This window comes from Bacteroidales bacterium (genome assembly GCA_016707785.1).
Taxonomy (GTDB): Bacteria; Bacteroidota; Bacteroidia; order Bacteroidales; family UBA4417; genus UBA4417.
On the sequence record JADJGZ010000017.1, the window covers coordinates 14356 to 30072 of the forward strand.

The window sequence follows — 15717 nt, forward strand, 5'->3', positions numbered from 1 at the left end:
GGATTTCTTGCATTTCTTTTGCCCCAAGGGCCTTTGCTTTCATTTCTGCTTTTGCATTCTTTACCCTCCTCCCTCACCAATCATATTTCTCCATTCACCCACTAAAATTCGTCATTCAATAAATCAAGTTTTCCAGCTATCACATTCCTGGCTTATTTCGCAGCATAAAAAGCAAAAAGTCATGAATAATACTCAAAACAAAAGCGATGAAGGAAACCTATTGGAGGTCTCTTTAAATCTTGTCAATGAAAAAATGCATATCATCGGACAGGCCGGGAATAATGAACCTATCCATACTGACTATATTCCACCCTATGGCGACAATCTCGGCTATATGCCCCTTCAACTTTTCCTGATCAGCCTGGGAGCCTGTGCATCCGGATCTGTGCTTGTCCTTCTGCGCAAGCTGCAGAAGAATATTAAAGGATTGGAAGTCAAGGCCTATGGAAAAAGAAGAACCCTGCATCCCACATCCTTCGAAACCATTACTCTCGACTTTCAGATAGTATCACCTGATGTGAAGCCCGAAGACATGGACAAAGTTATTGCGATGTCAGAAGCAAGTATCTGCCCGGTTTGGGCAATGATCAAGGGAAATGTTGATGTGGAAGTTAAGTATCAGATTTCTTTAAGCTAAGCAAGATGAAAATTCCCTTTACAGCTGAGCAATTTTTTAAGGTTTTTGAAAACTATAACGTTCAGGTATTCCCTGCTCAGGTTATTCTGGTTCTTCTGGGGATAACAGGTCTTGTATTGGCGCATTCAGCAAAGCCTTACAGGGATAAACTTATTGGTAGTATTCTTGGATTAGTTTGGATATGGGCAGGAATAATCTATCATATCGGGTTCTTTGCATCCATTAACAAGGCAGCCAATTTTTTCGGCATCGTCTTTATTTTGCAGGGGCTATTAATAATTTGGAGCAGTTTCAGTGGAAAATGGACAGGAATTTCACTTAAACCAACATTAAGTGGGTATATCGGAGAAATTCTGGTGATTTTTGGTTTGCTGATATATCCCATAATAGGATTAATCCTTGGCACTCCAATTAAACATATAATTTCTTTTGGACTTCCATGTCCGTCAACCATAGCCACTTTTGGATTCTTTCTGCTTACATCAGGTAAACTTCCCAGATATCTGTTACTGATTCCTTCACTATGGGTTTTGATTGGCTTTATGGCTGCTCTGAACTTTGGAGTTTACCAGGATGTAATGCTGCTCATCTCGTTATTGGTTTCACTTCCTTTTATCCTATTTAAGAAAAAACCCAAATCTGAAACTATTGATTCCGTTACAATCAATTGATAATCAATTCAAAACCCAGATAAAATGAAGAGTGGTTTTAATAACTATTTTCTGACGATCACCCATCCGGGCAAGTCATTTGAAAAGCTGTTGAGTAATGAAAAATCCATGTCGCTTGGATTTATATACATCCTGGTTCCAACTCTTGCCTACACTTTGATGTACATATTCTTAACCATCGGTCATGGTGCACCATCGGTATTTACTCCATGGCTGAACATCCCAAAGGAATCGTATTATTCAATAAACAGGTTCCTCCTGGCACCAAGTATGATTTTATGCTGGCTGGTAACAACTGCTTTTATTCAGGTGATGAGTAAAATAATGAATGGCAAGGGCTCTTTTGAACAAACACTTTCTGTACTGGCATTGAGTATAAGTATTTCTATGTGGGGAGGACTTATCCATGATCTGCCCATGAGCTTTCTGAGTGCTATTGGAGTGATTGATGCCCGGCAGCATGAAATAGATATGAATTCTCCGACCATTTTCCGCACATTACTCTGGATTTGTTACTCAATATATTTCCTGGCTTTTAGTATACTATTCCCTAAAACAGTGCAAGTAGTCCATCAATTCAGCCGGATAAAAAGTTTCCTGATTGGACTTTCAGGCTTCATAGTTTTTCAAATGATGTTTCTTTTATTTAACCGATAAACCCAACATAAAAAGTACTTTCTGGCTGAAATTGAAATAATTCAATCCCTTAGGCATGTCATTCAAGATACAATATCAGTCATTCAATCATTTTTCACTACCTGTTTTTGAAACTTGAAGGTATATTTGAAGGCCTTTTCAATGAATGAATAATTCAAGCCCTACCCATGACTGAATCTGAAATCAATCCTCCAAAACCCTTACAGCCTGAAGACTTTGACCTCTATCGAAGAATGGTGGAGAATTCCCGTGATGGTATTTGTATAACACAAAATGGAATGTTCAGGTATGCTAATCAGGCCTTTTGTGATATGTTGGGATATACCCTGGAGGAACTCACCTCGGTTACCGGGCCTGATCTTCTGGCTGAAAAGGATAAGGAAAGGATTGTCGCCCAGCATTATAAAAGAATGGAAGGAGAACAGGGCAAGAGCATAGATTATATTACCATGATCCGCAAAGATGGCACTCTTATTGACATAGAGATGAGCGCCAATGCCATCCAGCTGGAAGGTTACTGGGCCTCATTTATTTCTGCACGCGATATCACAGAACGCAATAAGATGCAGGAAGCGCTGGAAAAGAGTGAGCAGAAATACCGAATGCTGATTGAGAACGCCCAGGATGGAATCATCATTACCCAGGATGGACAATTCAAACTCGTTAACAAAGCCTTCTGCGAAATTATTGAATATGCTGAAGAAGAGTTAATGAACATGAGTTTTCTGGATGTGGTTTCCAACGAAGATAGAGACAGGCTCCTGGAGTATCATAAACTAAGGATGAGCGGAAGCCGGCATCATATGATCTATGAAGCGAAAGGAATATCAAAATCCGGCAAAATAGTTGACTTTGAGATTAACACTACTTTCATTGAATACAATGATCGCCCGGCTACTTTCATCATTCTTCGTGATCAAACTGAACGCAAATCACTTGAAGTAACTGTTAGAAACAGTGAAAGAAAATATAGGAAACTTTTTGAGGCAGAGTCAGATGCTATTTTCCTCATTGAAAAGGAAACGGGGAGGATTTTGGATGCTAATCCTGCTGCTTCTCACATCTATGGCTATTCACATGAAGAATTTCTCCGGCTGAAAAATATTGATGTTTCGGCTGAACCAGAATCAACACAATCTGCAACATCCCATGATGCCGGATATGTTCCTGTTCGATACCATAAGAAGAAAGATGGCTCTGTATTTGCCGTGGAGATTACTGCTGGAATCACGGATCTTGACAATAATGTGGTTCACATAGTAACGGTCCGTGATATTACCGAACGATTAAGAATACAGGAGACGCTGAAAGCAAGTGAAAGAAAATACCGTGAATTATCCGACTTCCTCCCTCAAACCATTTTTGAACTGGATACCGAAGGCCGATTGGTATACCTGAACAAAGCAGGGATGGAAACCTATGGTTTTACTCAATCACCGGTAGGTGTTCCTGCTATTGAAGGGGTAATACCCGAAGATCAGGAAAGAATGCTTGATAATATCAGGAAAGCATTTTCTGATAATCGCACAATGATTGCCGATGAATATACTGCAAGGCGTATCGATGATACTACCTTCCCTGTCATGATCTATGGCTCACGAATGATGGACAATGATAGGTTTGTTGGATACAGGGGATTGATCATTGACATTTCTGAACGCAAAGCCATGGAAGAGGCTTTAAGAAAAAGTGAAGAGCGCTATCGCCGTCTGATACAAAGCTTGCAGGAAGGCCTTTTTGTTATTCAGGATGAAAAGTTCATTTTTGTAAATAAGGCCATTGTGAAAATTCTTGGTTACAAGGTTGAAGAAATGCTTGGCCGTTACTTTTATGAAGTCATACCCCCCGACCGACAGGAGGAAATGAAATCAATGCATCTGCATCGGATAGCAGGAGAAAAAGGATCATGGAGTTATGAATTTACGCTAATGCATAAAGACCAGAAAACCAGGATCCCGGTAATTCTTTCAACCAACCTTACCGAGATTGATGGAAAGATGGCAATAGTAGGTACTGCAAAGGATATTACTGAAAGAATTAAAGCTGAAGAAGAACTACGAACAGCCCATAACAGACTGGAAGAAATCAATCATAAACTGGAGGAAACCATTGCCGATCGAACCAGGGAACTCACCGAGGCCAATACACAATTACTCAAGGTACAGAAAGAAAACCTGCAATCCCAGTTTGATGTCCTGAAACAACAGGTAAACCCACACTTTCTCTTTAACAGTCTGAATGTACTTACTTCCCTTATAAGAATTGAGCCCGAACTGGCTGAAAAATTCACTGAACATCTCTCAAAAGTTTACAGGTATGTGCTTGAAAATAAAGACAATGAGCTTGTAAAGCTGAGCACAGAACTCGACTTTCTCGATGCTTACCTTTTCCTGCTGAATATCCGTTTTATGGATAAGATCAGGGTAAACATCAATATCAGTGATCAAAGGAAAGAGGCAATGGTTATCCCCTTAGCCATGCAATTATTAATTGAGAATGCGATCAAGCATAACTCAATGTCGAAAAAATCACCCCTGGTCATCGACATTTTCGTTGATGAACAATGCTATCTGAATATCATTAACAATCTGCAGGAAAGGGAAGCCCATATGACCTCGACCGGGGTTGGTCTGAAAAATATACAGAACAGGTACCTGCTACTAAACAATACATTGCCTGAATTTGAAAAAACGGCAGATCGTTTTATAGCCAGGATTCCCCTGATTTGTGAATAGCTAACTTGATTGAAAACTTAATAAAACTGTTGTAAATGAAAGTGTTGATAATTGAAGATGAACAACTGGCTGCTCGTCGACTCGAAAAAATGATGAAGGAATTTGATCCGGGAATTGAAGTGATCGCCAGGCTTGAATCGGTGTCAGAGTCCATCGAATGGTTTAAAAAGAGCCCTGAACCGGATTTGATTTTCCTGGATATCCATCTTGAGGATAACGTGAGCTTTGCAATATTCAATGAGATTTCAATACAAAGCCCGATAGTTTTTACAACTGCTACAGATGAACTCTCTACCCGGATTTTTGCGCTGAGGAATATCGACTATCTGCTCAAACCCATCATACAGAAGGATCTGAACCGGATGCTTATAAAATATAAGGATTTTCCCGAAGAAGAAAAGTTGCAGATCAACGCTGAGACATTCAAGGATTTCATCAACCGAAACAAATAATCACCATGAAAGTTGTTATAATTGAAGATGAGCAATTGGCTGCCCGCCGACTCGAAAGTATGATTCTTTCCTATGATCCGACAATCGAAATCCTGGCTAAACTTGAATCCGTTGAAGATTCTGTAAACTGGTTTAAAAAGAACCTTCATCCCGACCTTATTTTTCTGGATATACACCTGGAAGACGACCTGAGTTTTGCAATCTTCGAAAAAGTGAAGGTTTCCTCACCTATCATCTTCACCACTGCTTTCGATGAATATGCCATTCGAGCCTTCAAGATGAAAAGCATCGACTACCTGCTTAAACCCATTATTCAGGAAGAATTGAACAATGCCATCCGAAAATATATGGATCTTGTAAATCCTCCTCAGAGAGATATTGACCTTTCATCTCTTTATAAGCTGATCAGCCTTCAGAGTGCATCATACAAAGAGCGCTTCTCCATTACGATAGGGCAAAAGATCAAGACCTTCAGCACCACGGAAATAGCGTATTTCTATTCAACAGAAGGGATTTCATTTATGGTTTTGAAAAACAAATCCGAATACCCGGTCGACGACAGCCTTGAAATCCTTGCCCAGGAACTTAATCCTAAAGAGTTTTTCCGCATAAACAGAAAATACCTGGTAAAGATTGAGGCCATTCAAAATGTACATATTTACCCAAAAAGCAGGCTAAAACTTGAACTATCACCCCTGCCACAAGAAGAGGTATTTGTAAGTATCGATAAGGTGACCCCCTTTAAAAACTGGTTGGATAATAAAATAATGTCGGATGTCGGATGTCTTTAATGTCGGATGTGGTCTTGCCGTGGGCTGGTCCTGGATTTGGGATTTCGGACCTTAGATTATCACCGGCGGATTCACCTTGTGCTAGGCCTGATGTCGGTCTAATCCCGTAGTCACTAATTGCTAATCCCTAGTCGCTAGTTACTAGTCACTAATCGCTATTTTCCAGTCGCTAGTCACTAGTAACCAGTCACTATTCACTCCCCTCATATCCTTTTTCTCCACTACTTTGGAAATCTAAAACCATTTTTTAACTTTGCAACCCTTTATCGAGGAATAACTATTTCACTCACAATAAATTCAGCACCAATGAAGGTTTATAAAACGAACGAAATTAAAAACATTGCCTTGATCGGAGGCGCGAAGTCGGGCAAGACTACCCTCGCGGAAGCTATGCTTTTTGAAGGAGGCCTCATCAACCGCCGTGGATCAGTTGAAGATAAAAATACTATTTCCGATTATCGCGAAATTGAATTGGAAAGGCAGAATTCTGTTACCTCCACAGTTCTCTATGCAGAGTATAAAGGAAAGAAAATCAACATATTAGATTGCCCGGGGTTTGATGACTTTATTGGTGAAGTTGTTGCAGCTCTCAAAGTTGCCGACACCGCTGTTATGTTGGTCAATGCTCAGAATGGAGTTGAAGTAGGAACAGAAATTAACTGGAGACATACTGTTAAAAATAATACTCCCGTCGTTTTTGTTGTAAACCAGCTTGAACATGAAAAAGCCAATTTTGATGAAACCATCCGCCAATTGAAATCACAATTCGGTGGTAATATCACTGTTGCTCAGTTCCCGGTTGGTGATGGACATGCTTTCCAGGGTATTGTTGACCTTCTCCAGATGAAAATGTACAAATTCTCAGATGGTAAAACGGAAGTGGTCGATATTCCTGCCAGTGAACAGGATAAAGCCGAAGAACTGCATAACGCCCTCATTGAAAAAGCTGCCGAAAGTGATGAATCACTTATGGAAGCTTTCTTCGAAAATGGCACCCTTACTATTGAACAGATTGAAACAGGTATTAAGACCGGGATCATTACCCGCGGACTCTTTCCTGTTTTCTGTGTCTCTGCAAAACAAAACAAAGGAGTTGGACGCCTCATGGAATTCATTACTACCACAGCTCCTTCTCCAAACGAAATGCCTGCCACCAAGACTACCGGTGGAAAAGAACTGAAGTGCAACATCGCTGATCCGGCTTCTTTATTTGTTTTTAAAACTTCTATCGAAGAACACCTTGGTGAAATCGCTTTCTTTAAGGTTTATGCCGGTGAAGTGCACGAAGCCATGGACATGATCAATGGACTTAATTCCGGTAAGGAGCGTCTACCTCAGCTATTTGCCATTGCCGGTAAAAAGCGTGAAAAGATTGAAAAAGTATCCGCTGGTGACATTGCCGCCACAATCAAACTGAAAAATACCCGCACCAATGATACTCTGAATTCTCCTAAGAATTCTGACGATGTTATTACTCCAATTGAATTCCCTGCACCAAAGATCAGCTTTGCTGTAAAAGCCAAGAACCAGGGTGATGAGGAAAAGCTGGGTGCACGCCTGAATGAAATGCACAAAGTTGACCAGACTCTTGAGGTGGAATATTCAAAAGAACTCAAGCAAATCCTCCTAAAAGGCCAGGGTGAACTTCACCTGAACATTGCTAAATGGCACCTCGAAGTTTTGGATAAAATTGCTATCGACTATATCGCTCCAAAAATTCCTTACCGCGAAACCATTACCAAATCTGCAACAGCCATGTACCGCCACAAGAAACAATCAGGTGGTGCCGGACAGTTCGGTGAAGTACATATGCTGATTGAACCATACACAGAAGGTATGTCATTCCAGAATTCCTATCCGGTTCGTGGAACAGATGAGCACTTACTGCCATGGGGCGGGAAACTGGTTTTCAATAACTGTATTGTTGGTGGATCTATTGACGCCCGCTTCTTACCTGCTATCCTCAAAGGTATCATGGAGAAGATTGAAGAAGGTCCGCTTACTGGTTCTTATGCACGCGATATCGTTGTGAATGTTTATGACGGTAAAATGCACCCGGTTGACTCCAATGAATTGGCTTTCAAACTGGCTGGCCGCCAGGCTTTCAAAGAAGCTTTTAAAAATGCCGGTCCAAAAATCCTTGAACCAATTTACGATGTGGAAGTTATCGTTCCTGCTGACCGCATGGGTGATATCATGACCGACTTACAGGGCCGCCGTGCAATCATCATGGGAATGGAAAGTGAAGGGAATTACCAAAAGATTAAAGCCAAGGTTCCCCTTGCTGAAATGAACCGCTATTCCACAGCCCTCAGTTCAATTACATCCGGTAGTGGTACCTACTCCCTCAAATTCGGAGAGTACTCACAGGTTCCACCCGATGTTCAGAACGCATTGCTCAAAGCTTACGAAGAACAGGAAAAAGACGAAGAATAGTCTTTCCTGGATATTTGAAAAAAGGCTGCCTTTGGGCAGCTTTTTTTTATGCCCTTTTTGAAATAGTATGGACAAACAACGTTTTTCAGGAATAATGCTCTGAAAAAAAGACTTATAACAAGATTCAGCTTAATCCAAAAATTCAAACCCAAACTTCTCTTCCCCACTTGTCACATTGAGACTGTCGAAATGGATGACCTGCCTCCAACCACTCAAACCTCTCCCCCACTTGTCACATTGAGCCTGTCGAAATGGATTACCCTTTCTGCTATAGAACCCTAAAACTTGCCATCAGGCTGTTTTTCATTTTTTAATTACGACTTTTTGACAACAATACTAATCTGTCAAAATCCTGATCTATTAAAGCCTCCTTTTTCGCCCTCGACCAACCTTTTACCTGCTTTTCAAATGCAATTGCTTCCTTAACATCCAAAAATGACTGAACAAACAACAAAGTAACAGGGCGTCGCTTAAAAGTATAACAAGATCTGCTTTTACCTGATTGGTGTTCGGCAAATCTCCTTTCTATATTGTTGGTTATTCCAGTATAATAACTTTCATCTGAACACCTAAGGATGTATACAAAATAACACTTCTGATCCATCAACAAATTGAATATTAAAAGATAAATTTTATTTTAAAGATTCAACGCAGGAAATAGAGTCTTAAGTTCAATATGTATATGCTTCGACAAGCTCAGCATGACACGCTTGAGAATTTTATCTAGCCTCAACAAATCCAAATTTGGACTATATCTGCATAATAGAAACAATTATAGGTACTCATTGCAATCCTTAAATTAATTCTTAATTATGCATTTCCTACTAAGTCCTCTCTATCCTGCCTGTCACATTGAGCCTGTCGAAATGGATAAACCATTCTGCTCATTATTTCAATAACTTACTTACTCCACCTTCACCCTTATCCCTTCTGAATGTGCCGAAAACTCAGGGGCATACATACACTGAACACTCGTGATCCCATTGGAGAAATCACCCTTCTGAGTGGCAAATAAGCGGTACTCAAATACATAGGTGCCCTTAGGGAGGTAACTGATAAAGAAATTTGAGGAGGCATCCCGCGTGGATTCATAATAACCTAATCCATCCTGCCAGCGATAACCACTCAACACATTCAGAGGCTCAAATGCCGAAGCGCGCATATCTTTCAGGTGGACATACTCCATATCCCTGTCCGTGCGGAGTTCTACCCTCACTACAATCTTATCTCCCACCTTTAATGCATGCTGCTCATCAACAGGTACAATTACCGGCCCTGTTGCAGTATTGACTTCCCTGAACAGCTTCTTGCTCAGGCTTAGCGGTGTTTGAGCAGGAGTAATCTTATCCAGTTGCTCAAAATATTGCCAGTACAGTGAGCCCCAGGCAACAGTAGGATTCGGATTGGTAATGGTTACCTTCCCCATTTCCGGTCTGATTTCTGAACGGCTCCAGCTGGTCTTGAAATACCCGGTGCCTGCTTCCGGTTGAGCATTGCCCTCCAGTTTACCAGGATCAACCTTTTCACTCCCTAATTGAATGGAAACAAGTTTATCACTGCTTAATAAATCACTGCCTCTTAATAGTAATGCATAAACAGCTTCTGATGTGGCTTTGGTAGTTTTCCAATCCTGGGTCTGCTTTTGCTTCAGCAGCCAGATTTTTAACTCCTCAACAGATTCCTGATCATTTAATACTTCATCATATGCTTCAATCAACAGTGCTTGCGTTTCAATGGGAGCCTGGTACCAAAACCATCCACGGGTTTCATTTCTCCAGTACATTCCCATTTCCTCATTGTGAAGTGCTGTCTCGGAAATAGAGCGCATAATCAATCCTGCGGTTTTTGTTTCCGAAAACCTGTGTAATGCCAGTGCCAGCATACCTTTCAGATAGTTATTCCTTGTTTTCCAGTAAGTCCCGGCCTGTGATTTGAAATAATTAAATGCCTCCATCTCCTGCTTTTCAAGAGGGATGTCAACCATAAAATAACTCCTGGCATAGAGGTATTGTACCACTTCATAACCCAGGTGGTCATTTTTAAGGTAATCCTTATCCTCCTTTACAATCTTGTCAAAATCTTCCTTTATCCTGGCATCGAGGTACCGGATTGCTGACTGCAGCATCGCCAACGACTTACTATCCTGCCTAAATTCGGTGACACCAAGGTGGTCGAGGTGCCCAAGTCCGGTTACAATGTGCTGGGTGATATACCTGTTATCGGGCATACCCTTGAACCAGGGCCAGCCTCCATTGGGTGCCTGCATTTCATTCAGCTTTTTCAAGGCAGATCCAAGTTCATTATTCATTCGGTTCAGGTCGAAAAGAATGGCTATCCTTTGTTTGCGTTCACTTTCATTTGAAGCCTCCTGCACCCATGGACTCTCTTCCAGCAATATGCTTTTTAATTCCTGATTTTTCTCAAGGTTCGATTTTAAGGCATCCGGTGAAATACTCTTCCAACTTTCGAATACAGCCTTGATCTTAGGATCGCTATTGGCAATATGCGATGCCAGGCTGTTGGCATAATACCTGCTAAACACCTGCTCTGCACATTCATAAGGATATTCCATCAGATAAGGCAGGGCTTGAACCGCATACCAGGCTGGGTTGCTGGTATATTCAAGTGTTAAACGGTAATTTCTGAGCGTTGAACTTTCTTTCCCTGAACGGATAAGCTTTTCAAAGTTGAACTTCCTGGTTTGATTGCCATTTACCGGCAATGGCAGGCTTTCTGTTACCAGCATGCGGTTGGTTAAAACCGGGATAACAGCTTCTTCTCCATCTGAAAATATTCCTGAACTTGCTGTTACTCTATACACTATTGCCTGGAGATCTTCCGGGATGCTTAATTTCCAGCTGATTACTGTATTCCCTCCTTTGTCAATTGAAAATTCCTTTGTAGCAGTATCTGTCAGAACTCCCTCGCCAACTGGTTTCATCGTAAAAGCATCAAAAAGCTGAAGCACTGAACTTCCCTGTATCCTTGTATCACTCAGATTGGAAATTTTACAACTGAACTCCATTTTATCGCCTTCACGGAAAAATCGTGGAGCATTAGGAAATACCATCAGTTCTTTCTGGGTAACCAACGATTTTTCAACCTGTCCAACCTTCAGATCTTTACTGACAGCCAATCCCATCATCTTCCATTTGGTGAGCGATTCAGGCATTTTAAAACGAATCTGCAAATCACCGTTTTCGTCGGTGGTAAGATGAGGGTAAAAGAATGCTGTTTCCTTGAAATCAGAACGCACTTTTGCGGGTTGTGTAACCTGGGGCTCAGTTACACCGGAAACAGGAGGAGGAACACCTTTGGCTTCCACGTTTATGAAGATAGATTCATTCTCCTCCCTGGCTGGCAGTTTTTCCTTACTCATTAAAGGTGATTCGTCAGCGACAGCCATATCTGCCATTTTGAGTCCTTCTGCCCTCCTGATCTGATAGCCTCCATAATCCTCAAAACCAAACCAGTTTAATCGGTCGTATGTCCTGCTTTTCAGACTTGCACCGGATCCCGGATACCAGTTTTGTATACTGCCCCGGTTGCCAAATGCTGAATTCACATCCCAGGAATAATGCATGTTAAAATAATTCAGGATATTGAAATTCCAGACATTCGGCACAAAGGCATCCAGTGATGCATCATACATTCCGGCCAGCATTTCAGCCCAGGCTTTCTCACCCTTATGATCCCTGATAGAAATCAGCCACTCTTCATCCTCTCCCGGTTTCAGCTTCGAACGGAATGAAGCAAATCTTATATCCAGTTTCCGGTTTGTCCAGGGGACTTCGATGGTCTTGGTCGATTGCCAGCTTCTGTTCATTTTAACAAAAGCCATATTTACGGTAATGTTACCACGATGTTCCTCCAAAACAGGGATTGTTTGTATCAGCTGCTGCTGGTTGATCTTAAGCACTTTGCGACTTAGTACTTTTTCATTCTGCATCACCTCATAAATGGCTGTCACATCCTTTGCCGACGACCCCATCAGTACCAATGCATTTGATCCTGGTTCGAGCCGGGTTTCTGGTATTACAAACCATGAAACTTCCCCGGCCGGGACCATTAACGATTTAGGATCATAAGCAAGGAAGTACCCTGTTTTTGTCACAATAGTTCCAAATGCATCTTTACTTTCAATAGCATAGAAATACCTTCCTGGTTTCCAACCTGGCATTCCTTTTAATTCAAGAAGGGAGTCGTTTTGGGAATCATAACTATAAGTATAAACCAGTTTTTCCTTTTCCCACGATTCATATTGATCTTCCTGGTCATATACATCATTGGGAAATTCCTTTTCGAATTCAGCTCGGCTCATGATAAATTGATCCGGACGGCTCCAACTCCTGCTCTTAAATACTCTTTGAGGGTCTTTCAGTTTCCAGATATTTATACTGCCTTTCGAATTCTCCTTCTCTCCATTCAGATTTGTTGATGTTAGGACAAAAGAAGTCTGTTTGCCCAGGTTCAGCTGTTCAGGCAGGCTGAGGTTAAGCAGCAAGGCCTGATAACCCACCGAAACAGTGGTTTCACTTTCATGGGTCTCACCGTTAAGATCGGTAACAGTAGCCAATACACGATAACTGAATACCGGAGAATATTTTGCTTCTAAAGAAGCATCAGCAATTGCTTTAAAATTGATGTCAAACTCACCCTTATCATCGGTAGTTGACACACCATTCGAAATTTCAATCTCAGGTGATTCAGGCATCCACTCTCTCCAACCCCACCACACATATGGGAACCGGGCGGTTCTAACCACCCTGTAACTCACTGCTGCATCGGTAATATTGCTCCCTGCATATGCCTGGGCTTTTCCGGTTACTTTCACCATTTCCCCCAGTTTATAGGACCCTTTTACAGGTGTAAAACTCACTTCAAATTTGGGCCTTTTATACTCCTCCACTTGCACTACCATTGCACCCGACTCATTCTGCAGTGTCATATTCCCGGTTAAGACAGATGACGGAATAGTAAATGATCCTGAGAATGATCCATATTCATTACTAACAAGGTCGAGGGAGGATACCTTCTGATAATTAACATCATAGAAAGTTAATGTTGTCTTGTAGTTTGGCTTCAGCTTGACATCCAGCTTGCTTCTTTCCGTTACAATGCCTTTAAAGTAAAGCGTTTGTCCGGGACGATAAATGGCCCGGTCAGTGAAAAAATGTGATAATACCTGCTTTCTTGAATCATCTTGTTGATAATAGTATCCTGAGAAATAGCTTTCCGTGATAAATTTATCCCCATCAAGGGTAAATTCTAAATAATACTGGTTATAATTGTCCTTCTTTATTGAGGGAATATTCAGGTAGCCTTCCTGATCAGAATAAAACACATTCCCGGGATTACTTTTGTATGATCGGGTTTTGTAATCATATTCTTTAAAAAAACTCTGCACTTTAACTTTAGGAACAGGTTTTCCTTCCTGACTGTCGAGAACAAATAGCTCATAGGATCCATTCTCATTCCTGCGATCGATATAACTAATCCGTGTCCTCCAGAACCGGTTCAACGACACCTGGTTATCATTGGTAAATTCAGCATTAGCGCTGGCCAAAAGCACATAGTATCCTGGTTTTAGAGCCGGAAGCCTGAGTTCAGACCTGTGAAGTTGATAATCACCATCATCCGGAAGCTTTTGTGTCCATTCCAGGTCAGCCTTTTTCTGAAGATATGCAGCAATCAGGCCGGCTGTGCCATTTTCATTGATCTCACTCTCTGTTGAAGGGTCTGCCTTTATTAACCGAAAGAAAATTTCCCTGGTGTTTTTATAACTGAGCAAGGCCAGCGCAGGTTTATCAGGTAAAGCAGCATATTCGCAGGTAATTTCATGCGAATTTCTGCGTATCTGTTCCTGCAAAACCTTACAATTATGGGCTCCTAATGACTCCGGGAAACGCAGTATCGCATCTTCAGTAAGCTTTAATGCATCCCTTAAATCCCAGCGATTTTTTTCCGACTTTAATGGATCATAACTACCTCCGCGGGTTACCATAAGTTGAGCCATATAAAAAATCACCTCAGCAGAGCAGGGATTGAGCCTGTTGGTGTTTTCCAGCACCTTGAGTGCCGACAGGTAAAGACTGTCTTTTTCAGGCAGTATACAATGCTGGTGCACAAACGACAATCGTTTAAGATCTGCTTCAACAAAAGCTTCCGGATTTGTATCTTCTTGATGGAACTTAAGAAGCGACTGTAAAATTTGTATTGCTTTCAGATCAAAGGATAGGGTATCAGCGGAAGTGATAGTCAGCTTGTTAAACAACACAGCTTCACTGAAGTAATTATCCTGGTCAACAAGGAACTTATCAGCAGGTTGCGTGAGTCCTGCTTCTGAATTCATATAAAAATCAACAGCTCTGTAGGCCAGAAAATCGAAAAGTGTCGGCCTCAGACTCCGGGACTCAGGATAGCTGACAAGTATAGGTTCATAATCACTTAATGAAATGGACTGTATCAGGGATTCATTTTCAAGAGAGAGGGTATAATGCCGGATACATTGCTGTACAATTCTTTTCAGATCCCAGGTAAGCATATCAGCCGGATCAAAATCACTGGTAGCAGTGCGTTCGTAGAATCGGTAGCGGTTATTCTGATAGTATCTCCAGTACAATTCAGCCAACATCGAATGCTGGATATTGCTGACAGCTGGCTGTGGTTCCTTCAGCTCTTCCTGTAATGAAAGGATTGCTTTTACCAGCATATCTTCTTCAAACTTCGACATCAAAGACAATCGATAAAGTGAGGCTTTCAGGAATTGGGAAGTATTTCCATCCAACCTGGTTTCTGCATAGATAGGTTCAACAGTTTTCAATGCTGTTTGAGCCTGGCCCAGATTGAAGAGGGAATCGACCTGTTTCCATTCAACCTCATATTTTTTCTGTGAGAAAGCCATCAAGCCTGACATAATGATTAAGATAAAAAGGAGGTATTTCATTTTAGGTGCTTTTTTTATTCTTGTATAAATATAACAACGAAGGTGATACTTAGATGCCATTCTTTGAAAATTCCATAAATTCTGTGCTGAGTGCCCCGAAGGGGAGCCTTTGGCTCTGGGTGCTGGGTGCTGAGTGCTGAGACATTGGCCATGGGTGCTTCGAAAGGAAGCTTGTGGCTCGAAGTTTCGGGCCCATAAAGGCAAATTCCTCTTTTCAGGAATAATCTAATCAGATTGCAGCATGTTCAGGTAATTCGCTATGTACTATTTACTAGCCTCTATGCTCTATTAACTAGTCACAATGCACTATTCACTAGTCACTAGCTATTCACTAGTCACTATTCACTATTCACTATTCACTATTCACTAGTCACTAGTCACTAGTCACTAGT

General features: G+C 41.4%; 9 protein-coding genes. 7 read left to right on the forward strand and 2 right to left on the reverse strand.

All coding sequences use genetic code 11. From position 1 onward, the window contains the following. Window positions 1-181: 181 nt before the first annotated feature. The 7 genes from IPH84_11070 to IPH84_11100 all read left to right on the forward strand — a co-directional run bounded on the left by IPH84_11070 (window position 182) and on the right by IPH84_11100 (window position 8379). Window positions 182-637 carry an OsmC family protein gene (locus tag IPH84_11070; protein MBK7173750.1) on the forward strand — a complete coding sequence of 152 codons (456 nt, stop codon included), beginning with the start codon at window positions 182-184 and terminating at the stop codon, window positions 635-637. Window positions 638-642: 5 nt separating this feature from the next. Next, the gene (locus tag IPH84_11075) at window positions 643-1308 is read left to right on the forward strand and encodes a hypothetical protein (GenBank protein ID MBK7173751.1); all 666 of its coding nucleotides are present in this window, start codon (window positions 643-645) and stop codon (window positions 1306-1308) included. Window positions 1309-1332: 24 nt separating this feature from the next. Further along, complete coding sequence (locus IPH84_11080; GenBank protein ID MBK7173752.1) at window positions 1333-1965, forward strand: YIP1 family protein; 633 nt, start codon at window positions 1333-1335, stop codon at window positions 1963-1965. A gap of 167 nt (window positions 1966-2132) precedes the next feature. Next, window positions 2133-4700 carry a PAS domain S-box protein gene (locus IPH84_11085; protein MBK7173753.1) on the forward strand — a complete coding sequence of 856 codons (2568 nt, stop codon included), beginning with the start codon at window positions 2133-2135 and terminating at the stop codon, window positions 4698-4700. 35 nt (window positions 4701-4735) lie between these two features. After that, window positions 4736-5152, forward strand: a complete 417-nt coding sequence (locus tag IPH84_11090; protein MBK7173754.1) for a response regulator — start codon at window positions 4736-4738, stop codon at window positions 5150-5152. Window positions 5153-5157: 5 nt separating this feature from the next. Beyond that, on the forward strand, window positions 5158-5943 hold the full coding sequence (locus tag IPH84_11095) for a response regulator transcription factor (protein MBK7173755.1): 786 nt from the start codon (window positions 5158-5160) through the stop codon (window positions 5941-5943). A gap of 306 nt (window positions 5944-6249) precedes the next feature. Then, entirely contained in the window at window positions 6250-8379 is a 2130-nt protein-coding gene (locus IPH84_11100) for an elongation factor G (GenBank protein MBK7173756.1), read from the forward strand. A 310-nt stretch (window positions 8380-8689) separates the two neighbouring features. Here IPH84_11100 and IPH84_11105 read toward each other — a convergent pair whose 3' ends face one another. Beyond that, window positions 8690-8983: a GIY-YIG nuclease family protein gene (locus IPH84_11105; GenBank protein ID MBK7173757.1), complete on the reverse strand. Its 294-nt coding sequence runs from the start codon at window positions 8981-8983 to the stop codon at window positions 8690-8692. 300 nt (window positions 8984-9283) lie between these two features. Beyond that, entirely contained in the window at window positions 9284-15325 is a 6042-nt protein-coding gene (locus IPH84_11110) for a hypothetical protein (protein ID MBK7173758.1), read from the reverse strand. Window positions 15326-15717 lie beyond the last annotated feature (392 nt).